General features: G+C 46.4%; 35 protein-coding genes. All 35 read left to right on the top strand.

The genetic code is table 11. The annotated features are described in order from the left end of the window. Window positions 1-61 precede the first annotated feature (61 nt). The 35 genes from EXIG_RS00640 (at window position 62) to rplQ (ending at window position 20101) form a co-directional block, all read left to right on the top strand. Window positions 62-313: a ribosomal L7Ae/L30e/S12e/Gadd45 family protein gene (locus EXIG_RS00640; protein WP_012369003.1), complete on the top strand. Its 252-nt coding sequence runs from the start codon at window positions 62-64 to the stop codon at window positions 311-313. Window positions 314-438: 125 nt separating this feature from the next. Then, complete coding sequence (gene rpsL, locus EXIG_RS00645) at window positions 439-861, top strand: 30S ribosomal protein S12 (RefSeq protein WP_012369004.1); 423 nt, start codon at window positions 439-441, stop codon at window positions 859-861. Window positions 862-910: 49 nt separating this feature from the next. Continuing rightward, window positions 911-1381: a 30S ribosomal protein S7 gene (gene rpsG, locus EXIG_RS00650; RefSeq protein ID WP_012369005.1), complete on the top strand. Its 471-nt coding sequence runs from the start codon at window positions 911-913 to the stop codon at window positions 1379-1381. Between the two features lie 124 nt (window positions 1382-1505). Further along, window positions 1506-3584: an elongation factor G gene (gene fusA / locus EXIG_RS00655; RefSeq protein ID WP_012369006.1), complete on the top strand. Its 2079-nt coding sequence runs from the start codon at window positions 1506-1508 to the stop codon at window positions 3582-3584. 117 nt (window positions 3585-3701) lie between these two features. Continuing rightward, complete coding sequence (gene tuf, locus EXIG_RS00660) at window positions 3702-4889, top strand: elongation factor Tu (protein ID WP_012369007.1); 1188 nt, start codon at window positions 3702-3704, stop codon at window positions 4887-4889. 318 nt (window positions 4890-5207) lie between these two features. After that, the gene (gene rpsJ / locus EXIG_RS00665) at window positions 5208-5516 is read left to right on the top strand and encodes a 30S ribosomal protein S10 (RefSeq protein ID WP_012369008.1); all 309 of its coding nucleotides are present in this window, start codon (window positions 5208-5210) and stop codon (window positions 5514-5516) included. A gap of 68 nt (window positions 5517-5584) precedes the next feature. Further along, window positions 5585-6211 carry a 50S ribosomal protein L3 gene (gene rplC, locus EXIG_RS00670; RefSeq protein ID WP_012369009.1) on the top strand — a complete coding sequence of 209 codons (627 nt, stop codon included), beginning with the start codon at window positions 5585-5587 and terminating at the stop codon, window positions 6209-6211. Between the two features lie 29 nt (window positions 6212-6240). Next, on the top strand, window positions 6241-6864 hold the full coding sequence (gene rplD, locus EXIG_RS00675) for a 50S ribosomal protein L4 (protein WP_012369010.1): 624 nt from the start codon (window positions 6241-6243) through the stop codon (window positions 6862-6864). Next, on the top strand, window positions 6864-7148 hold the full coding sequence (gene rplW, locus EXIG_RS00680; RefSeq protein WP_012369011.1) for a 50S ribosomal protein L23: 285 nt from the start codon (window positions 6864-6866) through the stop codon (window positions 7146-7148). Before rplD ends, rplW begins: the two co-directional genes overlap by 1 nt. 32 nt (window positions 7149-7180) lie before the next feature. Beyond that, window positions 7181-8011, top strand: a complete 831-nt coding sequence (gene rplB / locus EXIG_RS00685) for a 50S ribosomal protein L2 (RefSeq protein ID WP_012369012.1) — start codon at window positions 7181-7183, stop codon at window positions 8009-8011. A 63-nt stretch (window positions 8012-8074) separates the two neighbouring features. Then, a complete protein-coding gene (gene rpsS, locus EXIG_RS00690; protein WP_012369013.1) occupies window positions 8075-8353 on the top strand; it encodes a 30S ribosomal protein S19 in 279 nt (92 codons plus the stop codon). Window positions 8354-8373: 20 nt separating this feature from the next. Beyond that, entirely contained in the window at window positions 8374-8706 is a 333-nt protein-coding gene (gene rplV / locus EXIG_RS00695; RefSeq protein WP_012369014.1) for a 50S ribosomal protein L22, read from the top strand. A 12-nt stretch (window positions 8707-8718) separates the two neighbouring features. Continuing rightward, window positions 8719-9375, top strand: coding sequence for a 30S ribosomal protein S3 (rpsC, locus tag EXIG_RS00700; RefSeq protein WP_012369015.1), 657 nt, complete (start codon window positions 8719-8721; stop codon window positions 9373-9375). A 33-nt stretch (window positions 9376-9408) separates the two neighbouring features. Next, on the top strand, window positions 9409-9846 hold the full coding sequence (gene rplP, locus EXIG_RS00705) for a 50S ribosomal protein L16 (RefSeq protein WP_012369016.1): 438 nt from the start codon (window positions 9409-9411) through the stop codon (window positions 9844-9846). Further along, window positions 9833-10036: a 50S ribosomal protein L29 gene (rpmC, locus tag EXIG_RS00710; RefSeq protein ID WP_012369017.1), complete on the top strand. Its 204-nt coding sequence runs from the start codon at window positions 9833-9835 to the stop codon at window positions 10034-10036. The genes rplP and rpmC overlap by 14 nt, the downstream gene beginning before the upstream one ends. A 31-nt stretch (window positions 10037-10067) precedes the next feature. Continuing rightward, complete coding sequence (gene rpsQ / locus EXIG_RS00715) at window positions 10068-10331, top strand: 30S ribosomal protein S17 (RefSeq protein WP_012369018.1); 264 nt, start codon at window positions 10068-10070, stop codon at window positions 10329-10331. 48 nt (window positions 10332-10379) lie between these two features. Continuing rightward, window positions 10380-10748 carry a 50S ribosomal protein L14 gene (gene rplN / locus EXIG_RS00720; protein WP_012369019.1) on the top strand — a complete coding sequence of 123 codons (369 nt, stop codon included), beginning with the start codon at window positions 10380-10382 and terminating at the stop codon, window positions 10746-10748. A gap of 34 nt (window positions 10749-10782) precedes the next feature. Beyond that, the gene (gene rplX / locus EXIG_RS00725) at window positions 10783-11094 is read left to right on the top strand and encodes a 50S ribosomal protein L24 (protein WP_012369020.1); all 312 of its coding nucleotides are present in this window, start codon (window positions 10783-10785) and stop codon (window positions 11092-11094) included. 31 nt (window positions 11095-11125) lie between these two features. Beyond that, window positions 11126-11665, top strand: a complete 540-nt coding sequence (gene rplE, locus EXIG_RS00730) for a 50S ribosomal protein L5 (RefSeq protein ID WP_012369021.1) — start codon at window positions 11126-11128, stop codon at window positions 11663-11665. Window positions 11666-11679: 14 nt separating this feature from the next. After that, entirely contained in the window at window positions 11680-11949 is a 270-nt protein-coding gene (gene rpsN, locus EXIG_RS00735; protein WP_012369022.1) for a 30S ribosomal protein S14, read from the top strand. 31 nt (window positions 11950-11980) lie between these two features. Next, on the top strand, window positions 11981-12379 hold the full coding sequence (rpsH, locus tag EXIG_RS00740) for a 30S ribosomal protein S8 (RefSeq protein WP_012369023.1): 399 nt from the start codon (window positions 11981-11983) through the stop codon (window positions 12377-12379). A 31-nt stretch (window positions 12380-12410) separates the two neighbouring features. Continuing rightward, window positions 12411-12947, top strand: a complete 537-nt coding sequence (gene rplF / locus EXIG_RS00745) for a 50S ribosomal protein L6 (RefSeq protein ID WP_012369024.1) — start codon at window positions 12411-12413, stop codon at window positions 12945-12947. 37 nt (window positions 12948-12984) lie between these two features. Next, complete coding sequence (gene rplR, locus EXIG_RS00750) at window positions 12985-13335, top strand: 50S ribosomal protein L18 (RefSeq protein ID WP_012369025.1); 351 nt, start codon at window positions 12985-12987, stop codon at window positions 13333-13335. 22 nt (window positions 13336-13357) lie between these two features. Continuing rightward, window positions 13358-13858, top strand: coding sequence for a 30S ribosomal protein S5 (rpsE, locus tag EXIG_RS00755; RefSeq protein WP_012369026.1), 501 nt, complete (start codon window positions 13358-13360; stop codon window positions 13856-13858). A gap of 18 nt (window positions 13859-13876) precedes the next feature. After that, window positions 13877-14062, top strand: a complete 186-nt coding sequence (gene rpmD, locus EXIG_RS00760; protein ID WP_012369027.1) for a 50S ribosomal protein L30 — start codon at window positions 13877-13879, stop codon at window positions 14060-14062. Between the two features lie 36 nt (window positions 14063-14098). Beyond that, window positions 14099-14539 (top strand): 50S ribosomal protein L15, encoded by a 441-nt coding sequence (gene rplO, locus EXIG_RS00765; RefSeq protein ID WP_012369028.1) that lies wholly within the window; start codon window positions 14099-14101, stop codon window positions 14537-14539. After that, a complete protein-coding gene (secY, locus tag EXIG_RS00770) occupies window positions 14539-15828 on the top strand; it encodes a preprotein translocase subunit SecY (RefSeq protein WP_012369029.1) in 1290 nt (429 codons plus the stop codon). Before rplO ends, secY begins: the two co-directional genes overlap by 1 nt. A gap of 72 nt (window positions 15829-15900) precedes the next feature. Then, window positions 15901-16548: an adenylate kinase gene (locus tag EXIG_RS00775; protein WP_012369030.1), complete on the top strand. Its 648-nt coding sequence runs from the start codon at window positions 15901-15903 to the stop codon at window positions 16546-16548. Beyond that, entirely contained in the window at window positions 16548-17300 is a 753-nt protein-coding gene (map, locus tag EXIG_RS00780) for a type I methionyl aminopeptidase (RefSeq protein WP_012369031.1), read from the top strand. Before EXIG_RS00775 ends, map begins: the two co-directional genes overlap by 1 nt. Before the next feature lie 150 nt (window positions 17301-17450). Beyond that, a complete protein-coding gene (gene infA / locus EXIG_RS00785) occupies window positions 17451-17669 on the top strand; it encodes a translation initiation factor IF-1 (RefSeq protein ID WP_012369032.1) in 219 nt (72 codons plus the stop codon). Window positions 17670-17702: 33 nt separating this feature from the next. Then, window positions 17703-17816, top strand: coding sequence for a 50S ribosomal protein L36 (gene rpmJ, locus EXIG_RS00790; RefSeq protein WP_003156543.1), 114 nt, complete (start codon window positions 17703-17705; stop codon window positions 17814-17816). A 20-nt stretch (window positions 17817-17836) separates the two neighbouring features. Continuing rightward, complete coding sequence (gene rpsM / locus EXIG_RS00795) at window positions 17837-18202, top strand: 30S ribosomal protein S13 (RefSeq protein ID WP_012369033.1); 366 nt, start codon at window positions 17837-17839, stop codon at window positions 18200-18202. A 16-nt stretch (window positions 18203-18218) separates the two neighbouring features. Beyond that, complete coding sequence (gene rpsK, locus EXIG_RS00800) at window positions 18219-18614, top strand: 30S ribosomal protein S11 (RefSeq protein WP_012369034.1); 396 nt, start codon at window positions 18219-18221, stop codon at window positions 18612-18614. A 137-nt stretch (window positions 18615-18751) separates the two neighbouring features. Continuing rightward, window positions 18752-19696, top strand: a complete 945-nt coding sequence (locus EXIG_RS00805) for a DNA-directed RNA polymerase subunit alpha (protein WP_012369035.1) — start codon at window positions 18752-18754, stop codon at window positions 19694-19696. A gap of 33 nt (window positions 19697-19729) precedes the next feature. Next, on the top strand, window positions 19730-20101 hold the full coding sequence (gene rplQ, locus EXIG_RS00810; protein WP_012369036.1) for a 50S ribosomal protein L17: 372 nt from the start codon (window positions 19730-19732) through the stop codon (window positions 20099-20101). Window positions 20102-20193: the final 92 nt, after the last annotated feature.

Raw genomic sequence — 20193 nt, forward strand, 5'->3', positions numbered from 1 at the left:
ATGGCGGTGCTACTATGATATAGTGTTGCCAACCGGCTGTGTTATTTTGGAGGATATCTTCATGTCTTACAAAAAAGTAGTCGGCGCAGATTTGAAGTTTGTCGGTCAAAAGCAAACGCTCAAAGCATTGCGATCTGGCAAGGCGTCGGAAGTGATCATCGCAGATGACGCAGATGAACACGTAAAGCAAGCATTGCTCGATGCGGCGAAACAAGCAAACGTTCCAGTCGTGAACGTTCCTTCTAAGCTTGAGCTTGGTAAGGCTTGTGGAATCGACGTTGCAGCAACTGCTGTTGCTATTAAGAAAGTTTGATAATACGTTTTGTGTGGCGATGGAATGCCTGAGCCACGCAAAACGTTTCATTATGACTTTCGATGAACCACCCGGCTCGGTGGTTTTGAAACTTGTCATGAATTCAGGAAGGGAGGATCTCAAAGATGCCTACTATCAACCAATTAGTCCGTAAAGGACGTCAATCAAAAGTTGTGAAATCAGATTCGCCAGCGCTGAACAAAGGGTACAACAGCTTTATCAAAGCTCGTACTGACATCAGCTCACCACAAAAACGTGGTGTTTGTACTCGTGTAGGTACAATGACTCCGAAGAAACCGAACTCGGCTCTTCGTAAGTACGCACGTGTGCGTTTAACGAACACAATGGAAGTAACAGCTTACATCCCAGGTATCGGCCACAACTTGCAAGAACACAGTGTTGTTCTTATTCGCGGCGGTCGCGTAAAAGACTTACCAGGGGTACGTTACCACATCGTTCGTGGTGCACTCGATACAGCTGGAGTTGACGGCCGTATGCAAGGTCGTTCGAAATATGGTACTAAACGTCCAAAAGCAGCAAAAAAATAATCTAGATATCAGAAGATATCACCTCACTATATGAAAGGAGGGACTCGGAATGCCACGTAAAGGTCAAGTAGAACGCCGTGATGTAATGGCTGATCCGATCTACAACTCTAAACTCGTTACCCGCCTTATCAACCGTCTTATGTTAGATGGTAAAAAAGGTACTGCTCAACAAATCTTATACAAAGCTTTTGAAGCTATCGCTGAACGTTCAGGTCGCGATGCAATGGAAGTTTTTGAAGAGGCGATGAACAACATCATGCCAGTTCTTGAAGTTAAAGCACGCCGCGTAGGTGGAGCTAACTATCAAGTTCCTGTCGAAGTCCGCCCTGAGCGCCGTACGACACTTGCACTTCGTTACCTCGTGAACTACTCACGTCTCCGTAACGAAAAAACAATGGATGCTCGTCTTGCTAACGAAATCATGGACGCTGCAAACAACACTGGTGCTTCAGTTAAGAAGCGCGAAGATATGCACAAAATGGCGGAAGCGAACAAAGCGTTTGCTCACTACCGCTGGTAAAACCGGAATTAACCACCTCATCTATGCCATTTTGTATGGAAATATGAGGTGGCTTTCGGGTATAGTCATGACGTGTGGCAACGCACGGACACTAAACTAAAATGCGAAAGGAGAATGTTTAAAGATGGCAAGAGAATTCTCCCTTAAGAACACCCGTAATATCGGGATCATGGCCCACATCGATGCTGGTAAAACAACAACGACTGAGCGTATCCTCTATTACACGGGTCGTATCCACAAGATTGGTGAAACGCACGAAGGTGCTTCACAAATGGACTGGATGGAGCAAGAGCAAGAGCGTGGAATCACGATTACATCTGCAGCAACAACTGCACAATGGAAAGGTAACCGCGTAAACATCATCGATACACCTGGACACGTAGACTTCACTGTTGAAGTTGAACGTTCACTCCGTGTACTTGATGGTGCGGTAGCAGTACTTGATGCTCAGTCTGGTGTTGAGCCACAAACTGAGACAGTATGGCGCCAAGCTACAACTTACGGCGTACCACGTATCGTTTTCGTTAACAAAATGGATAAAATCGGTGCAGACTTCCTGTACTCGGTTGGAACGCTTCGCGACCGCCTTCAAGCTAACGCACACGCAATCCAAATCCCAATCGGCGCAGAAGATGAATTCAAAGGAATCATCGATCTCGTTGAAAAGAAAACATACATGTACGGTAACGACCTCGGTACTGATATCGAAGAAACTGAAGGTTTCCCTGCAGAATTCGCAGAAGAAGCTGAAGAACTTCGTGCATCATTAATCGAAGCAGTTGCAGATTACGAAGAAGAAATGATGATGAAATACCTCGAGGGCGAGGAAATCACAATTGAAGAGCTTAAAGCGGGTATCCGTAAAGCGACTCTTACAGTTGATTTCTACCCAGTTCTCGTTGGTTCGGCATTCAAGAACAAAGGTGTTCAGCTTATGCTTGACGCAGTCCTTGACTACCTCCCATCACCAGTCGACGTAAAAGCAATCACAGGGATTAACATGGATACAGATGAAGAGATCGTTCGTGAGTCAACTGACGAAGCGCCATTCTCTGCACTTGCATTCAAAGTTATGACTGACCCATATGTTGGTAAATTGACGTTCTTCCGTGTGTACTCTGGTACAGCTTCGGCAGGATCTTATGTCAAGAACTCAACAAAAGGGAAACGTGAGCGTCTCGGACGTATCCTTCAAATGCACGCGAACAGCCGTGAGGAGATCCCAATGGTCTTCGCTGGTGACATCGCAGCAGCTGTAGGTCTTAAAGATACTACTACTGGAGATACGCTTTGTGCAGAGAAAGACAACGTCGTTCTCGAATCAATGACATTCCCAGAACCAGTTATCTCGGTCGCGATCGAACCAAAAACGAAAGCTGACCAAGATAAAATGGGTCAAGCACTCGCTAAGCTTGCTGAAGAGGATCCAACTTTCCGCACTGAAACTAACCCAGAGACTGGTCAAACGATCATCTCAGGTATGGGTGAGCTTCACCTCGACATTATCGTTGACCGTATGCGTCGCGAGTTCAAAGTCGAAGCAAACGTTGGTGCTCCACAAGTAGCTTACCGTGAAACGATCCGCCAATCGGCGAAAATCGATTCTAAGTTTGCTCGTCAATCAGGTGGTCGTGGTCAGTATGGTCACGTCGTCGTAGAATTCGAGCCAAACGAAGAAGGTGCTGGCTTTGAGTTCAACAACAAAATCGTCGGTGGTGTTGTTCCACGTGAATACATCCCAGCGGTTGAACACGGAATCGAAGAAGCGCTTCAAAACGGTATCCTTGCTGGTTATCCAGTAGTTGACGTTAAAGCGGCACTCGTTTTCGGATCGTACCACGATGTCGACTCGAACGAGATGGCATTTAAAATCGCGGCTTCAATGGCCGTCAAACAACTTAAAGATAAGAGCGGCGCTGTTATCCTTGAGCCAATGATGAAAGTTGAAATCGTTATCCCAGATGAATACATGGGAGACATCATGGGTGATGTTACATCACGCCGTGGACGCGTCGAAGGTATGGAAGCTCGCGGGAACGCTCAAGTCGTTCGTTCGATGATTCCACTTTCAGAGATGTTCGGTTACGCTACTGGTCTTCGTTCACGCACACAAGGTCGCGGAACGTACTCGATGCACTTCGATCACTACGAAGAAGTACCGAAATCAGTTGCTGAAGAAATTATCAAAAAAGCAAACGGCTAATCCTTCACAGGTTGTCACGCTTTTATGATTAGTGTAAGCTAAGGAAGGTGTACGTTATTCGACGATTCACCTTCCTAGTTATAAAATATTATTAGACACATAGAGGAGGAATTCAGAATGGGTAAAGAAAAATTCGACCGTTCTAAACCGCACGTTAACGTTGGTACAATTGGCCACGTCGACCACGGTAAAACAACTTTGACAGCAGCTATCTCAGCTGTACTTGCAAAATCACAAGGTAAAGCTGCAACTAAGTTTGACCAAATCGATGGTGCTCCAGAAGAGCGCGAGCGCGGTATCACTATCGCAACAGCTCACATCGAGTACGAAACAGACAAACGCCACTATGCACACGTTGACTGCCCAGGTCACGCTGACTATGTTAAAAACATGATCACTGGTGCTGCACAAATGGACGGCGCGATCCTCGTTGTTTCTGCAACTGATGGTCCAATGCCACAAACACGTGAGCACATCTTGCTTTCACGTCAAGTAGGTGTTCCTTTCATCGTAGTATTCATGAACAAAGTCGACATGGTTGACGACGAAGAGCTTCTTGAACTCGTTGAAATGGAAATCCGCGAACTTCTTTCTGAGTACGACTTCCCAGGCGATGACCTCCCGGTTATCCAAGGATCTGCTCTCGGCGCGCTTAACGGCGAAGCTAAATGGGAAGAAAAAATCATGGAACTCATGAACGCTGTTGATGAGTACATCCCTGAGCCAACTCGTGACACTGAAAAAGACTTCATGATGCCAGTTGAGGATGTTTTCTCAATCACTGGTCGTGGTACAGTAGCTACTGGCCGCGTTGAGCGTGGAGTTCTTAAAGTCAACGACGAAGTTGAAATCGTTGGTCTTCACGAAGAAACTAAAAAATCAGTATGTACTGGTGTAGAGATGTTCCGTAAGCTTCTTGACTATGCTGAAGCTGGCGACAACATCGGAGCACTTCTCCGTGGTGTATCACGTGACGACATCGAGCGTGGACAAGTTCTCGCGAAACCAAACACAATCACACCGCACAAAACTTTCAAAGCGCAAGTTTACATCCTTTCAAAAGAAGAGGGTGGCCGTCACACGCCATTCTTCGGTAACTACCGTCCACAGTTCTACTTCCGTACAACTGACGTAACTGGTATGTGCCAACTTCCTGAAGGAACTGAAATGGTAATGCCTGGGGACAACATCGAATTGACTGTTGAACTCATCGCGCCAATCGCTCTTGAAAAAGAAACTCGTTTCTCAATCCGTGAAGGTGGCCGTACAGTAGGCGCTGGATCAGTTACAGAAATCGTTGAGTAATTTTTAAGATATAAAGGTCTTCCGTCTCCCGTGACGGAAGGCCTTTTTTCATTTCTTTGAAAACAGTCTTGCAACATGGTCAGACATCTTATATACTGAGGAAAGTGTTTGTGCGAGTGGTGAGAGACTTGAAAACAAATTCTATTTTTATTTTACTTGCATTCCGGCTTGGAATTCAGTAAACTAGGATATGTTGGTCACAAACACAACGCGATGAAGCGGGAGGTTATGACACACCAGGCGGCATTGCCATGGCTAGTGTGGAAATTTCCGCGGAGAATGTCTATTTACAAAATAGGCGAAAAGGAGGGAAACAACATGGCAAATGAAAAAATTCGGATCCGTTTGAAAGCATACGATCACCGCGTGCTTGATCAATCGGCTGAGAAAATTGTCGAAACAGCAAAACGTTCTGGTGCTACTGTATCTGGTCCGATCCCACTCCCAACGGAGAAAGCGATCTACACAGTACTTCGTGCCGTTCACAAGTACAAAGATGCTCGTGAGCAGTTCGAAATGCGTACACACAAACGTTTGATCGACATCGTTAACCCAACACCGAAAACAGTTGATGCGCTTATGCGTCTTGAACTTCCATCGGGCGTTGACATCGAAATCAAACTTTAATTTTTCTTCTATAAATAGTTGATACTAGCCAGAAGATCAAAATCATTCAATATTAGGAGGTGTATCTCATGGCTAAAGGAATCTTAGGAACTAAACTCGGTATGACACAAATCTTCAACGAGTCAGGCGAAGTAGTACCAGTTACTGTCGTTTCAGTAGAAGGTAACGTTGTTCTTCAATTGAAGACAATGGAAGTGGACGGTTACGAAGCAGTCCAACTCGGCTTTGGTGATATCAAAGAAGGTCGTCAAAACAAACCGCAAAAAGGTCACGCAGCGAAAGCTAGTGCGACACCTAAGCGCTTCATTAAAGAAATCCGTACATCTGTAACAGATTTCGAAATCGGTCAAGAGATTAAAGCAGATACTTTCGCTGCAGGCGAAATGGTTGATGTAACAGGTACGTCGAAAGGTAAAGGTTTCGCTGGAGCAATCAAGCGTCACAACCAATCACGTGGTCCAATGGCTCACGGTTCGCGTTACCACCGTCGCCCAGGTTCAATGGGTCCTGTCGCTCCAAACCGTGTATTCAAAGGGAAATTGCTCCCAGGACGCATGGGTGGAGAGCAAGTCACTGTTCAAAACCTTGAAATCGTAAAAGTTGATGTAGAACGCGGCTTACTCCTCGTCAAGGGTGCTATCCCAGGCGCACGTAAGAGCCAAGTTGTCGTCAAAACTGCGGTAAAAGGCAACTAATTTGTTTGCAAGGAAAGGAGGAATAACGAATGCCTAAAGTAGCTTTGCTTAACCAAACAGGTACACAAGTTGGAGACATCGAGTTGGCAGATGCCGTTTTCGGAATCGAGCCAAACGAAGCAGTCGTATACGATGCAATCGTCATGCAACAAGCTTCACGTCGCCAAGGTACACATGATACAAAAGGTCGCTCGGAAGTTCGCGGTGGCGGCCGTAAACCATGGAAACAAAAAGGTACTGGTCGTGCACGCCAAGGTTCGATCCGTTCGCCACAATGGGTTGGCGGTGGAACAGTCTTCGGTCCAACACCACGTTCGTACGCTTATAAACTTCCTAAAAAGGTTCGTCGTCTCGCATTACGTTCAGCACTTTCTTCGAAAGTCGCTAACAACGAGTTCATCGTTCTTGAAGGATTGACAATCGATGCTCCGAAAACAAAAGACATGATTTCGGTCTTCGCTGCTCTTTCAATCGAACGTAAAGTCCTCGTCGTTACTGCTGATTACAACGAGACAGTCGTTCTTTCAACACGCAACATTCCTGGTGTCACAGTCGTTGACGCTGCTGGAGTAAACGTCCTTGATCTTGTCGCACACGACAAAGTCATCTTCACGAAGGATGCTGTTGCGAGAGTAGAGGAGGTGCTTGCATAATGGCAAACGCACACGACATTATCAAACGTCCTGTAATTACTGAACGCTCAGTGAACCAAATGGCTGAGAAAAAGTACACGTTCGAAGTAGACGTAAAGGCATCTAAGACGCAAATCAAAGATGCAGTTGAAGCGATCTTCGGCGTTAAAGTTGAAAAAATCAACACACTTATCTCAAAACCAAAAGCAAAACGCGTAGGTCGTCACGCTGGTTACACAGCACGCCGCAAAAAAGCGGTCGTCACGCTTACTGCAGATAGCAAAGAACTCGATTACCTCGGTTAATCGGTACTCTGTAGAAAAGGAGGGAACTCTCGATGGGAATTAAAAAGTTTAAACCGACCACTAACGGTCGTCGTAATATGACTGCGCTTGACTTTGCTGAGATTACGGCTTCACGTCCTGAAAAATCGTTAACTGAAAAGCTTTCGAAAAAGGGCGGACGTAACAACCAAGGTCGCTTGACAGTACGTCACCAAGGTGGCGGACACAAACGTAAATACCGTATCATCGACTTCAAACGGAACAAGGATGGCATCGCTGGCCGTATCGCTACAATTGAGTACGATCCGAACCGCTCTGCAAACATCGCTCTTGTCCACTACATCGATGGTGAAAAACGCTACATCCTCGCACCTAAAGGATTGAAAGTTGACATGCAAGTCATGTCAGGAGTTGAGGCTGACATTAAAGTCGGTAACGCTCTTCCACTTTCAAACATCCCAGTTGGTACATTGATCCACAACATCGAACTTAAGCCAGGTAAAGGTGGTCAGCTCGTTCGTTCAGCTGGTACTTCTGCTCAGCTTCTCGGTAAAGATGGTAAATACGCGATCGTTCGTCTCCAATCAGGCGAAACACGTATGATCCTTGCTACTTGCCGTGCAACAGTCGGCGCTGTCGGTAATGAAGAGCACGAGCTCGTCAATATCGGTAAAGCTGGTCGTTCACGCTGGCTCGGAAAACGTCCTACAGTTCGTGGTTCTGTAATGAACCCAGTTGATCACCCACACGGTGGTGGTGAAGGACGTGCTCCAATCGGTCGTTCGGGCCCACTTACTCCTTGGGGTAAACCGGCACTCGGATACAAAACTCGTAAGAAAAACAAAGCGAGCGATAAATATATCGTCCGTCGTTCTAAAAAATAATTACGTGATTTCTGAACGGTTCGCAGGAACCGTTCCTGAATCATGCCAAAGGGAGGTACAACTATGGGTCGCAGCTTGAAAAAAGGTCCATTTGCAGATCACCATTTGCTCGCTAAGGTTGACAAAGCCAACGAAGCTGGTGACAAGCATGTTATCAAAACTTGGTCACGCCGTTCTACAATCTTCCCAGAGTTCATCGGTCACACGATCGCTGTCTACGATGGTCGTAAACACGTACCGGTTTACGTGACAGAAGATATGGTCGGTCACAAACTTGGTGAATTCGCGCCAACACGTTCTTACAAAGGACATGCTGGAAACGATAAGAAGACTAAACGTTAATCTGAGGGGAGGTACTCATTATGCAATCAAAAGCATCGGCTAATATGGTTCGCATTGCTCCTCGTAAGGCACGTCTAGTAGTAGACTTAATCCGCGGGAAGCAAATCGGTGAAGCACTTTCGATTCTTGCTTACACGAACAAGGCAGCAACGCCAATCGTTGAGAAAGTATTGAAATCGGCAATCGCGAACGCTGAGCACAACTTCGACATGAACATCGAAAACCTCGTAGTAACAGAGGCTTACGTCAACGAAGGTCCAACGCTCAAACGTTTCCGCCCACGTGCAATGGGTCGCGCAAGCCGCATCAACAAACGTACGAGCCACGTTCACATCGTGGTATCTGAAAAATAAGGAGGGATTACCGTGGGTCAGAAGATTAACCCAACTGGTCTTCGCGTAGGTATCATCAAAGACTGGGAATCACGTTGGTTCGCAGATAAAGACTATGCTGATCTCCTTCATGAAGACTACGTAGTTCGTGAATATATCGAAAAACGTCTTAAAGACGCTAGTGTCTCTAAAGTTGAAATCGAGCGCGCAGCAAACCGCTTGAACATTTCACTTCACACTGCTAAACCTGGTATGGTTATCGGTAAAGGCGGTTCTGAAATCGAAACGCTTCGTACAGACATCACTAACCTTGCAAAAGGCAAACGCGTTCACGTTAACGTCGTTGAAGTGAAAAACCCGGATGCAGTTGCTAAACTTGTCGCTGAGAACATCGCACGCCAACTTGAAGGCCGTGTATCGTTCCGTCGTGCAATGAAGCAATCAATCCAACGCTCTATGCGTTCAGGTATCAAAGGAATCAAGACTGAAGTTTCTGGTCGTCTTGGCGGCGCTGATATCGCTCGTTCAGAGAAGTATTCAGAAGGAACAGTTCCACTTCATACACTCCGTGCAGACATCGATTACGGTACTGCTGAAGCTGATACAACTTACGGCAAAATTGGCGTAAAAGTATGGCTCCACCACGGTGAAGTGCTTCCTACGAAAAAAGCAGCATCTAACGAACAATAATCCACATCCGTCTAGGGAAGGAGGCAACACAACATGTTGTTACCAAAACGTGTAAAATATCGTCGTGTTCACCGCGGCAACATGCGTGGTAAAGCGAAACGTGGTACTACAGTACACTTCGGCGAGTTCGGTATCCAAGCTCAAGAAGCTAGCTGGATCACTAGCCGTCAAATCGAATCAGCGCGTATCGCGATGACTCGTTATATGAAACGTGGTGGTAAAGTGTGGATCAAGATTTTCCCACATAAACCATACACTAAAAAACCTCTTGAAGTCCGAATGGGTTCAGGTAAAGGTGCTCCGGAGGGCTGGGTTGCAGTCGTCAAACCGGGGAAAGTAATGTTTGAAATCGCAGGAGTATCGGAAGAGATCGCACGCGAAGCTCTCCGTCTTGCATCACACAAACTTCCAGTAAAATGTAAGTTCGTAAAACGTGAAGAAAATGGTGGTGATACGAATGAAAGCAACTGATCTCCGTCAGCAAACTACAGAAGAGCTCAACGGTAAAGTCGGTTCGTGGAAAGAAGAGTTGTTCAACCTTCGTTTCCAACTTGCGACTGGTCAGCTTGAGAACCCTGCTCGTATCCGTGAAGTGCGCAAGTCGATTGCACGCGCGAAAACCGTTCTTCGTGAACGCGAACTCGGCATCAACAACGCATAATTCACTCGGATTCTGAGAGGAGGAACACTCAATGGAACGCACTAACAACCGCAAAGTGTTAACTGGACGCGTCGTATCTGACAAAATGGATAAAACGATCGTAGTTACAGTTGAGACTAAAGTAAAGCACAAGCTCTACGGCAAACGCGTAAACTACTCTAAGAAGTACAAAACGCATGATGAAAACAACACAGCTAAAATCGGTGACGTTGTACGCATTCAAGAAACACGTCCACTTTCTAAAGACAAACGTTTCCGTCTCGTAGAAGTCGTCGAAAAAGCAGTAATCATCTAAACTCTAATTAGTTCGGATGAATAAACATCCGGAGGGAGGTACAATCGTATGATTCAACAAGAATCTCGCTTGAAAGTAGCAGACAACTCAGGAGCTCGTGAAGTCTTGACGATCAAAGTCCTCGGTGGATCTGGTCGCAAAACTGCTAACATCGGTGACGTAATTGTTTGCACAGTTAAACAAGCAACACCAGGTGGCGTTGTCAAAAAAGGTGAAGTTGTACGCGCAGTAGTCGTTCGTACTAAACGTGGCGTTCGTCGTAAAGACGGTTCGTACATCCGTTTTGACGAAAATGCAGCAGTCATCATCAAAGATGATAAAAGCCCACGTGGCACACGTATCTTCGGACCAGTCGCACGCGAACTTCGTGAAAAAGACTTCATGAAGATCGTCTCGTTGGCACCGGAAGTACTTTAATTCCAAAGAATTCCTACAAGGAGGTGCTCTAACGATGCATGTCAAAAAAGGTGATAAAGTTCAGGTTATGACTGGTAAAGATAAAGGCAAACAAGGTGTTGTCCTTACTGCTATGCCTAAAAAAGATCGCGTTATCGTCGAAGGCGTTAACATGATCAAAAAACACTCAAAACCTTCTCAACTCAACCCGCAAGGCGGAATTGTCGAGAAAGAAGCACCGATTCACGTATCGAACGTTATGCTCATCGACCCTAAGACAGGAAACCCAACACGCGTTGGTTTCACTGTGGTTGACGGCAAGAAAGTACGTATCGCTAAAAAATCGGGCGAAGCTTTAGATAAATAAGAAGATTTAAAGAAAGGAGGTCCACTTTCTGATGAACCGTTTAAAAGCTAAATACCAAGACGAAATCGTCAAAGTAATGATGGAGAAATTCAACTATACTTCTGTAATGCAAGCGCCGAAAGTCGATAAAATCGTAATCAACATGGGTGTTGGTGACGCTGTTACGAACACGAAAGCACTTGACATGGCAGTCGAAGAGCTTCAGCTCCTCACTGGTCAGAAGCCACTCATCACGAAAGCTAAGAAATCAATCGCTGGTTTCAAACTTCGTGAAGGTATGCCAATCGGCGCGAAGGTAACACTTCGTGGAGAGCGCATGTATGAGTTCCTCGACAAGTTGATCAACGTGTCACTTCCACGTGTACGTGACTTCCGTGGTGTATCGAAGAAATCATTCGATGGCCGTGGTAACTACACGCTAGGCGTGAAGGAACAATTGATCTTCCCAGAGATCGACTACGATCGCGTATCTAAAGTCCGTGGTATGGACATCGTTATCGTTACAACTGCTAATACGGATGAAGAGTCACGTGAGCTTCTCACAGCACTCGGCATGCCATTCCAAAAATAAGGGAGGCCGCACACATGGCTAAGAAATCAATGATCGCACGTGAAGTAAAACGCCAAGCACTCGTCGAGCGCTACGCTGAACAACGCGCAGAATTGAAAGCACAAGGCGACTACATCGGCTTGAGCAAACTCCCACGTAACTCTTCAGCGGTTCGTTTACACAACCGTTGCAGTATCACTGGCCGTCCACACGGTTACATTGGTAAATTCGGTATCAGCCGTATTAAGTTCCGTGATCTTGCTCATAAAGGTCAAATCCCTGGTGTTAAAAAAGCAAGCTGGTAATTCATTAAAGTTGTGAAAGGAGGTACATCGCATGGTTATGACAGATCCGATTGCAGATATGCTTACACGCATTCGTAATGCAAACATGGTTCGCCATGAGAAGTTGGAAATGCCAGCTTCTACAATCAAACGTGAAGTCGCTGAAATCCTCAAACGTGAAGGTTTCATCCGCGATGTTGAATATCTCGAGGACAGCAAACAAGGTACGCTCCGCGTATTCCTTAAGTACGGCGCAAGCAACGAACGCGTCATCACTGGACTCAAACGTATCTCGAAACCAGGTCTTCGCGTTTACGCGAAAGCTGATGAAATCCCGAAAGTACTCGGTGGTCTCGGAATCGCTATCGTTTCAACATCTAAAGGTGTTATGACAGACAAAGAAGCTCGCCAACAAAAAGTCGGCGGCGAAGTGATCGCATACATCTGGTAATTCACGCATAAAAAGAACGGAGGTGTCTTAAATGTCACGTATTGGTAAAAAGCCAGTCGTTATCCCAGCAGGCGTTACAGTAACAGTTGAAAACAGCACAGTTACGGTAAAAGGTCCTAAAGGTGAACTCACTCGTGAGTTCAACCCGACTATGGCTATCAACGTAGAAGGTAATGAATTGACTGTCACTCGTCCAAACGACGAGAAAGCTAACCGTACAATCCACGGAACGACTCGTGCGCTTATCGCGAACATGGTCGAAGGTGTAAACAACGGTTTCGCTAAGACACTCGATATCCAAGGTGTTGGTTACCGTGCTCAAAAGCAAGGTAACAAAATCGTACTCAACCTCGGTTATTCACACCCAATCGAGTACACTCCGGAACAAGGCATTGAAGTCGAAGTTCCTACGAATACGCAAATCATCGTCCGCGGAATCAGCAAAGAGCGTGTTGGACACGTTGCTGCATTGATCCGTTCGTACCGTCAGCCTGAGCCGTACAAAGGTAAAGGAATTCGTTACAGTGATGAAGTCGTCCGTCGTAAAGAAGGTAAAACAGGTAAGTAATTCGTTAAGACGAATTGACCGGAAAGGAGTGGCATAAATGATCTCAAAGGCAAACAAAAATGCTACGCGTAAAAAGCGTCATGGTCGTGTACGTCGTACAATCATCGGGACTGCAGCTCGTCCACGTTTGAATGTATTCCGTTCGAACAAGAACATTTACGTACAAGTCATTGACGATGCAACACATGCAACACTCGCATCTGCATCATCACTCGACCTTGAAAAAGGCAACACGACTGACGCTGCATCAGCAGTTGGTAAGCTTGCAGCTGAACGCGCTCTTGAAAAAGGTATTGAAACAGTCGTTTTCGACCGTGGAGGATACCTCTATCATGGACGTATTAAAGCAGTAGCTGAAGCAGCTCGTGAAGCTGGTCTCAAATTCTAATAGAAAAGGAGGGAACCTCTACATGCGCCAGTTAGAAATTAACATGGATCAACTCGAAGAACGCGTTGTTACTGTAAACCGCGTCGCGAAAGTAGTAAAAGGTGGCCGTCGCTTCCGTTTTGCTGCACTCGTCGTCGTAGGTGACAAAAATGGTCACGTAGGTTTCGGTACGGGTAAAGCTCAGGAAGTGCCTGAAGCGATCCGTAAAGCAATCGAAGATGCAAAGAAAAACATGGTTAACGTTCCAATCGTTAACACTACAATTCCACACGAAATCAACGGAATTTTCGGTGCAGGTCACGTCTTCTTGAAACCTGCTTCTGAAGGTACTGGAGTCATCGCTGGTGGCCCAGTTCGTGCGGTTCTCGAATTAGCGGGAATCAACGACATTCTTTCGAAATCACTTGGATCAAGCACTCCAATCAACATGGTTCGTGCGACTGTTAAAGGTCTCACTTCACTTAAACGTGCTGAAGACGTTGCGAAACTCCGCGGTAAAACCGTCGAAGAACTTCGCGGTTAAGAAAGGGAGGGAATACAGATGGCGAAACTCGCAGTTACCCTCACACGCAGCATGATCGGTCGTCCGGAGAACCAACGCGTTACTACTCGTACGCTTGGTCTCCGTAAGATGCACCAAACTGTTGTCGTACCTGACAACGCTGCTATGCGTGGGATGATTAACCACGTGTCACACTTATTGACAGTTAAAGAAATTCAAGAGTAATACGTTTGATATAATTTTATGAGGAGGTGCCCCACTATGAAACTCCATGAATTGAAACCAGCTGCTGGTTCACGTTCAGAACGCAACCGTGTAGGTCGCGGTATGTCTTCTGGTAACGGTAAGACTTCTGGCCGTGGTCACAAAGGTCAAAAAGCTCGTTCAGGCGGTGGTGTTCGTCCAGGTTTCGAAGGTGGACAAAACCCACTTTTCCGTCGTTTACCAAAACGCGGCTTCAACAACCCGACTCGTAAAGAGTTCGCGGTTATCAACCTTGACACACTTAACCGTTTTGAAGATGGAACGGAAGTAACACCAGAACTTCTTATCGAGACTCGCGCAGTCAAAGGTATGAAGGATGGCGTGAAGATCCTTTCTAACGGTAAGATTGAAAAGAAACTGACAGTAAAAGCTCACAAGTTCTCCGAAGCTGCGAAGCAAGCGATCGAAGCTGCCGGCGGTACGGTTGAGGTGATCTAATGTTTCAAGCGATCTCCAATATGTGGCGCGTAGCCGACATTCGTCGGCGCATTCTCTTTACCTTGGCTCTGATTATCGTGTTCCGTATCGGAGCACATATCCCGGTGCCGATGGTAAACACTGAAGTATTCAAGATCGACCAGAATGGTATTCTTGGTTTCTTGAATTCCTTCGGCGGGAATGCTTTGCAGAATTTCTCACTCTTTGCGATGGGAATCATGCCGTATATCACGGCCTCGATCGTTGTCCAACTCTTACAGATGGACGTTGTTCCAAAGTTTGCCGAATGGGCAAAACAAGGAGAGGCGGGCCGTAAGAAGTTAGCAACGGTAACGCGCTATGGAACGATCGTACTCGGCTTAGTCCAAGCGTTTGGAATCGCGCTTGGATTTAACCGTATCTACCCAGGTCTTGTCGATGAGCAATACGGCACCTGGACGTACGTTATGATTGCACTTGTTTTGACGGCGGGTACCGCATTCTTGATGTTCCTCGGTGAACTCATCACGGAGAAGGGCATTGGTAACGGGATATCAATGATCATCTTCGCTGGGATTGTCGCAGGCTTCCCGAACGCGTTCCGTCAGATCTACGAAACAAAGCTCCAAAATGCAGGGGATGCTTTGTTTGTCAATGTGCTTTATATCGTACTGTTGCTTTTAATCATCATTGCGGTCATCGTCGGAGTCATCTATGTGCAGCAAGCTGCCCGTAAGATTCCGATTCAGTACGCTAAGCGTACGGTGAACCGTGCACCAGTAGGCGGTCAATCGACACACTTGCCGATTAAACTGAATGCTGCTGGTGTTATCCCAGTTATCTTCGCTGTATCGTTCATGGTGACGCCACCAACGGTTGCAAGTTTCTTTGCAAGTCCGGAAAATGCGACGAAGATCCGTGACATTTTCGACTATACGAGTCCAATCGGTATGTCGATCTATGTGGCACTGATCATTGCATTTTCTTACTTCTATACATTTGTTCAGGTTAACCCGGAACAAATGGCAGAGAACCTTCAAAAGCAAGGCGGATACATTCCTGGTATTCGTCCTGGTAAGCAAACGGAACAGTACATCACGAAGATCCTGTATCGTCTGACATTCTTCGGCTCACTCTTCCTCGCTGTCATCGCGGTGACGCCAACGTTCTTTATTAAGTTCGCTGGTTTACCGAACTCGGTGCAGATTGGTGGAACAAGCCTGTTGATCGTCATCGGTGTAGGTCTTGAGACGATGAAACAGATTGAAAGTCAACTGGTTAAACGACACTACAAAGGCTTTATCCGATAAGGCGGGAGGAAGGGGACCATCCCTTTCCTTTCTGTTGTGTCTATAGAGTCTATAGAAGTGGAGGCTACCGACATGAATCTTGTATTGATGGGCTTGCCGGGTGCTGGAAAAGGAACGCAGGCTGCGAAAATTATCGAAGACTACGCCATTCCACACATCTCGACAGGCGACATGTTCCGTGCGGCGATCAAAGATCAAACACCGCTCGGGCAGGAAGCGAAATCGTACATGGATAAAGGGGAACTCGTTCCGGACGAGGTCACAATCGGCATCGTACGTGAGCGTCTCGCCAAAGAAGACTGTGCCAATGGTTTTCTTCTTGACGGTTTCCCACGCACAGTGAAACAAGCGGATGCTCTTGAAGTATTGCTTGCGGATCTAAATAAACAAATCGATCACGTCGTTCACATCGGTGTGAACCCGGAGAAACTTGTCCCTCGTTTGACAGGCCGCCGGATTTGCCCGACATGTGGAGCAACGTATCATGTCATCTATAACCCACCAAAAGTGGAGGGTGTCTGTGATATCGACGGATCAGCACTTGTTCAACGTGAAGATGATCAAGAAGAAACGGTTCGCCGTCGTCTTGAAGTCAACGTCGCTCAAGCGCAACCTTTGATTGACTTTTACGCTGAAAAAGGGTATCTTCGTAATTTGGACGGTGATCGTCCGATTAATGAAGTTTATTCCGATGTTCAAGCACTTCTTGGTGGTCAGTAATGATCATCACGAAAGCGCCGCGTGAAATCGACATCATGCGTCAGGCAGGACAAATCGTCGCCCGGACGCATAAGGAGCTCAAAGCTCATATTCGTCCAGGGATCACAACGGGGCAACTCGATGCGATTGCTGAACGCTATATTCGAAGTCAAGGGGCAACACCATCGTTTAAAGGTTATAATGGGTTTACTGGCAGCATTTGTGCTTCAGTAAATGAAGAACTTGTCCATGGTATTCCGGGTGACCGCGTACTCCACGATGGAGACATCATCTCGATTGATATCGGGGCGGAGTATAACGGATATCACGGAGATTCAGCCTGGACATATCCGGTAGGTACAATCTCTGAAGAGACGAAGCGGTTACTTGACGTAACTGAAGAATCTCTGTATAAAGGATTGGAGCGCGCCAAAGCCGGCGTGCACCTGACAGATATTTCGCATGCGATTCAGTCACATGTTGAAGCAGCGAATTTTTCTGTAGTCCGCGAATATGTGGGCCACGGCGTGGGACAAAATTTGCATGAAGATCCGCAAATTCCACATTATGGACCACCGGGGAAAGGGCCGCGCCTGAAAACTGGCATGACCTTGGCGATTGAGCCAATGGTTAATGTCGGAAAACGCTATGTTCGCACGCTATCCGACAATTGGACGGTAGTGACAGTGGACGGTAGCATGTGCGCCCACTTTGAGCACACCATCGCCATCACAGACGAAGGCTACGAGATCTTAACGGTCGATGCAGAGTGAGCTGTGCGCGTTATTGGTGTCACCTTTCTATAAGCCGCTATCCACTCGTGTTTGTGACCGATGATTCTCTCACGGCTACTGTAGAAAGCCCCTAAGCGCTACAAATCGTCTGGGCTCCCAATCAACTTTATAGAGAAAGGGGTATAATTGATGGCGAAACAAGATGTAATCGAAGTGGAAGGTACGGTTATCGAACCGCTTCCAAACGCGATGTTTAAGGTGGAGTTAGAAAACGGCCACACGGTCCTCGCGCACGTCTCAGGAAAAATTCGGATGCACTTCATTCGGATCCTACCAGGAGATAAAGTAACGGTTGAGTTGTCACCATACGACTTGACTCGCGGACGGATCACATACCGTTTCAAATAAAAACTCCGATTTTTTCAGGAGGAGGTATTCACAATGAAAGTAAGACCTTCGGTTAAACCGATCTGTGAAAAATGTAAAGTTATCCGCCGTAAAGGCAAAGTAATGGTTATTTGCGAAAACCCTAAGCATAAACAAAAACAAGGGTAATTAAACAAGGAGGTGCACACATGGCACGTATTGCTGGTGTAGATATTCCACGTGAGAAACGCATCGTTATCTCACTCACTTACATCTATGGTGTTGGTAAAACAACTGCTCAGAAAGTCTTGAAAGAAGCTGGTATCTCTGAAGATACTCGTACTCGTGAATTGACTGAAGAACAACTCAACCAACTCCGTGATGGATTAGATAAAGTAAAAGTTGAGGGTGACCTTCGTCGTGAAATCTCACTCAACATCAAACGTTTGATCGAAATCGGTTGCTACCGTGGTGTTCGTCACCGTCGTGGTCTTCCAGTTCGTGGTCAAAACACTAAAAACAACTCGCGTACTCGTAAAGGCCCACGCCGTACAGTAGCGAACAAGAAGAAGTAAGGGAGGGTAAACTAAGATGGCAAAACGTAAACAGAATGTTCGTAGTAAACGTAAAGTCAAAAAGAATATTGAATCTGGTATCGTGCATATCCGTTCAACATTCAACAACACAATCGTTACGATCACTGACATGCAAGGGAATGCAATCTCTTGGGCAACTGCAGGTAACATGGGCTTCAAAGGCTCACGTAAATCTACTCCATTTGCTGCGCAACTCGCTTCAGAAACTGCTGCGAAAACAGCAATGGACAACGGTATGCGTACTGTAGAAGTTAACGTTAAAGGTCCTGGTGCAGGTCGTGAAGCTGCAATCCGTGCGCTTCAAGCAATCGGTCTTGAAGTAACAGCGATCCGTGACGTAACTCCAGTTCCACACAACGGTTGCCGCCCTCCAAAACGTCGTCGCGTGTAACCCGTCTTGTACTGCAAAGCGGGAATTCGAGTAGACTTTTGTTGATCGTTTGACCAAGCAAGGCAGTAGAAACGTGCACAAGACGGTTGGCGATTGAACGCGATGGCCAACATGACGATATTCAAGGAGGGGTTCAGATGATCGAAATCGAAAAGCCGAAGATTGAAACGGTCGAATTAAGCGACAACGCTACGTTTGGTAAATTCGTGGTAGAACCGCTTGAGCGTGGATTCGGTACAACGCTTGGTAACTCATTGCGTCGTATCCTATTATCTTCACTTCCGGGTGCTGCAGTCACTGCAGTCCAAATCGATGGCGTTCTTCATGAGTTCTCGACGATTGATGGCGTTGTAGAAGACGTTACCCAAATCATCTTGAACCTCAAGAAACTCGCCCTCAAAGTTTACTCGGAAGAAGAGAAAACACTTGAGATCGATATTCAAGGCGCCGGCGTTGTTACTGCAGCGAACATTACGCATGACAGCGACGTCGAAATCCTCAACCCAGAACTCCACATTGCAACACTTGCAGAAGGTGCATCACTTCATATGCGTCTGACAGCTCGTCGCGGCCGTGGTTACGTTCAGGCTGAAGATAACAAACGGGACGATATGCCAATCGGCGTCATTCCAATTGATTCGATTTACACGCCAATTCAACGTGTAAACTATCAAGTTGAAAAAACACGTGTTGGTCAAGATGCGAGCTTCGATAAGTTGACGCTTGATGTTTGGACGGACGGTTCAATCCGCCCTGAAGAAGCAGTGTCACTCGGCGCAAAAATCATGACAGAACACTTAAACATCTTTGTTGGTCTTACGGACGAAGCGCTCCATGCCGAAATCATGGTCGAAAAGGAAGAAGATCAAAAAGAAAAAGTACTTGAAATGACGATCGAAGAACTCGATCTTTCAGTTCGTTCGTACAACTGTTTGAAACGTGCCGGCATCAATACGGTTCAAGAACTCGCGAACAAGAGCGAAGACGAGATGATGAAAGTTCGTAACCTCGGACGTAAATCACTCGAAGAAGTTCAAGCGAAGCTCGATGAACTCGGACTGGGCCTACGTAAAGAAGACTAAAACTATTAATTGCACGAAGGAGGGAATCCATCCATGGCATACTCGAAATTAGGCCGTACAAGCTCACAACGTAAGGCACTTTTGCGTGACCTTGCGACTGATCTCATCATCAATGAGCGTATCCAAACTACAGAACAAAAAGCGAAGGAACTTCGTCCAGTCGTTGAGAAACTCATCACTTTAGGTAAACGCGGTGATCTCCACGCTCGTCGTCAAGTTGCATCGTTCGTTCGTCGCGAAGCTGCTGGTCAAAACGAAGCTGGTAAAACACAAGATGCAATCCAAAAGTTGTTTGCAGATGTGGCACCACGTTTTGCTGAGCGTCAAGGTGGTTACACACGTATCATGAAAATGGGACCACGTCGTGGTGACGGCGCAGAAATGGTCATCATCGAACTCGTTTAATTTTTAAATGATTCGAATAAAAGGGCAGTGCGTAACTCGCTTCTGCCCTTTTGTTACAAATGAAATTATTTTTGATTTGATGAAGGAGGAGC

Source organism: Exiguobacterium artemiae 255-15, assembly GCF_000019905.1.
Lineage (GTDB): Bacteria > Bacillota > Bacilli > Exiguobacteriales > Exiguobacteriaceae > Exiguobacterium_A > Exiguobacterium_A artemiae.

What these genes read in the sequence shown, in the direction of transcription:
- infA (WP_012369032.1), top strand. Translation starts at nt 17,451, where the DNA reads ATGGCGAAACAAGATGTAATCGAAGTGGAAGGTACGGTTATCGAACCG.
- rplE (WP_012369021.1), top strand. Translation starts at nt 11,126, where the DNA reads ATGAACCGTTTAAAAGCTAAATACCAAGACGAAATCGTCAAAGTAATG.
- rpsN (WP_012369022.1), top strand. Translation starts at nt 11,680, where the DNA reads ATGGCTAAGAAATCAATGATCGCACGTGAAGTAAAACGCCAAGCACTC.
- rpsL (WP_012369004.1), top strand. Translation starts at nt 439, where the DNA reads ATGCCTACTATCAACCAATTAGTCCGTAAAGGACGTCAATCAAAAGTT.
- rplO (WP_012369028.1), top strand. Translation starts at nt 14,099, where the DNA reads ATGAAACTCCATGAATTGAAACCAGCTGCTGGTTCACGTTCAGAACGC.
- rplQ (WP_012369036.1), top strand. Translation starts at nt 19,730, where the DNA reads ATGGCATACTCGAAATTAGGCCGTACAAGCTCACAACGTAAGGCACTT.
- rpsG (WP_012369005.1), top strand. Translation starts at nt 911, where the DNA reads ATGCCACGTAAAGGTCAAGTAGAACGCCGTGATGTAATGGCTGATCCG.
- rpmC (WP_012369017.1), top strand. Translation starts at nt 9,833, where the DNA reads ATGAAAGCAACTGATCTCCGTCAGCAAACTACAGAAGAGCTCAACGGT.
- rpsE (WP_012369026.1), top strand. Translation starts at nt 13,358, where the DNA reads ATGCGCCAGTTAGAAATTAACATGGATCAACTCGAAGAACGCGTTGTT.
- rpsJ (WP_012369008.1), top strand. Translation starts at nt 5,208, where the DNA reads ATGGCAAATGAAAAAATTCGGATCCGTTTGAAAGCATACGATCACCGC.
- tuf (WP_012369007.1), top strand. Translation starts at nt 3,702, where the DNA reads ATGGGTAAAGAAAAATTCGACCGTTCTAAACCGCACGTTAACGTTGGT.
- rplP (WP_012369016.1), top strand. Translation starts at nt 9,409, where the DNA reads ATGTTGTTACCAAAACGTGTAAAATATCGTCGTGTTCACCGCGGCAAC.
- rpsH (WP_012369023.1), top strand. Translation starts at nt 11,981, where the DNA reads ATGGTTATGACAGATCCGATTGCAGATATGCTTACACGCATTCGTAAT.
- EXIG_RS00640 (WP_012369003.1), top strand. Translation starts at nt 62, where the DNA reads ATGTCTTACAAAAAAGTAGTCGGCGCAGATTTGAAGTTTGTCGGTCAA.
- rpsQ (WP_012369018.1), top strand. Translation starts at nt 10,068, where the DNA reads ATGGAACGCACTAACAACCGCAAAGTGTTAACTGGACGCGTCGTATCT.
- EXIG_RS00805 (WP_012369035.1), top strand. Translation starts at nt 18,752, where the DNA reads ATGATCGAAATCGAAAAGCCGAAGATTGAAACGGTCGAATTAAGCGAC.
- rplV (WP_012369014.1), top strand. Translation starts at nt 8,374, where the DNA reads ATGCAATCAAAAGCATCGGCTAATATGGTTCGCATTGCTCCTCGTAAG.
- rplX (WP_012369020.1), top strand. Translation starts at nt 10,783, where the DNA reads ATGCATGTCAAAAAAGGTGATAAAGTTCAGGTTATGACTGGTAAAGAT.
- secY (WP_012369029.1), top strand. Translation starts at nt 14,539, where the DNA reads ATGTTTCAAGCGATCTCCAATATGTGGCGCGTAGCCGACATTCGTCGG.
- rpmJ (WP_003156543.1), top strand. Translation starts at nt 17,703, where the DNA reads ATGAAAGTAAGACCTTCGGTTAAACCGATCTGTGAAAAATGTAAAGTT.
- rplD (WP_012369010.1), top strand. Translation starts at nt 6,241, where the DNA reads ATGCCTAAAGTAGCTTTGCTTAACCAAACAGGTACACAAGTTGGAGAC.
- rplF (WP_012369024.1), top strand. Translation starts at nt 12,411, where the DNA reads ATGTCACGTATTGGTAAAAAGCCAGTCGTTATCCCAGCAGGCGTTACA.
- EXIG_RS00775 (WP_012369030.1), top strand. Translation starts at nt 15,901, where the DNA reads ATGAATCTTGTATTGATGGGCTTGCCGGGTGCTGGAAAAGGAACGCAG.
- rpsM (WP_012369033.1), top strand. Translation starts at nt 17,837, where the DNA reads ATGGCACGTATTGCTGGTGTAGATATTCCACGTGAGAAACGCATCGTT.
- rpsK (WP_012369034.1), top strand. Translation starts at nt 18,219, where the DNA reads ATGGCAAAACGTAAACAGAATGTTCGTAGTAAACGTAAAGTCAAAAAG.
- rplB (WP_012369012.1), top strand. Translation starts at nt 7,181, where the DNA reads ATGGGAATTAAAAAGTTTAAACCGACCACTAACGGTCGTCGTAATATG.
- rplC (WP_012369009.1), top strand. Translation starts at nt 5,585, where the DNA reads ATGGCTAAAGGAATCTTAGGAACTAAACTCGGTATGACACAAATCTTC.
- rpsS (WP_012369013.1), top strand. Translation starts at nt 8,075, where the DNA reads ATGGGTCGCAGCTTGAAAAAAGGTCCATTTGCAGATCACCATTTGCTC.
- fusA (WP_012369006.1), top strand. Translation starts at nt 1,506, where the DNA reads ATGGCAAGAGAATTCTCCCTTAAGAACACCCGTAATATCGGGATCATG.
- rplN (WP_012369019.1), top strand. Translation starts at nt 10,380, where the DNA reads ATGATTCAACAAGAATCTCGCTTGAAAGTAGCAGACAACTCAGGAGCT.
- rplW (WP_012369011.1), top strand. Translation starts at nt 6,864, where the DNA reads ATGGCAAACGCACACGACATTATCAAACGTCCTGTAATTACTGAACGC.
- map (WP_012369031.1), top strand. Translation starts at nt 16,548, where the DNA reads ATGATCATCACGAAAGCGCCGCGTGAAATCGACATCATGCGTCAGGCA.
- rpmD (WP_012369027.1), top strand. Translation starts at nt 13,877, where the DNA reads ATGGCGAAACTCGCAGTTACCCTCACACGCAGCATGATCGGTCGTCCG.
- rplR (WP_012369025.1), top strand. Translation starts at nt 12,985, where the DNA reads ATGATCTCAAAGGCAAACAAAAATGCTACGCGTAAAAAGCGTCATGGT.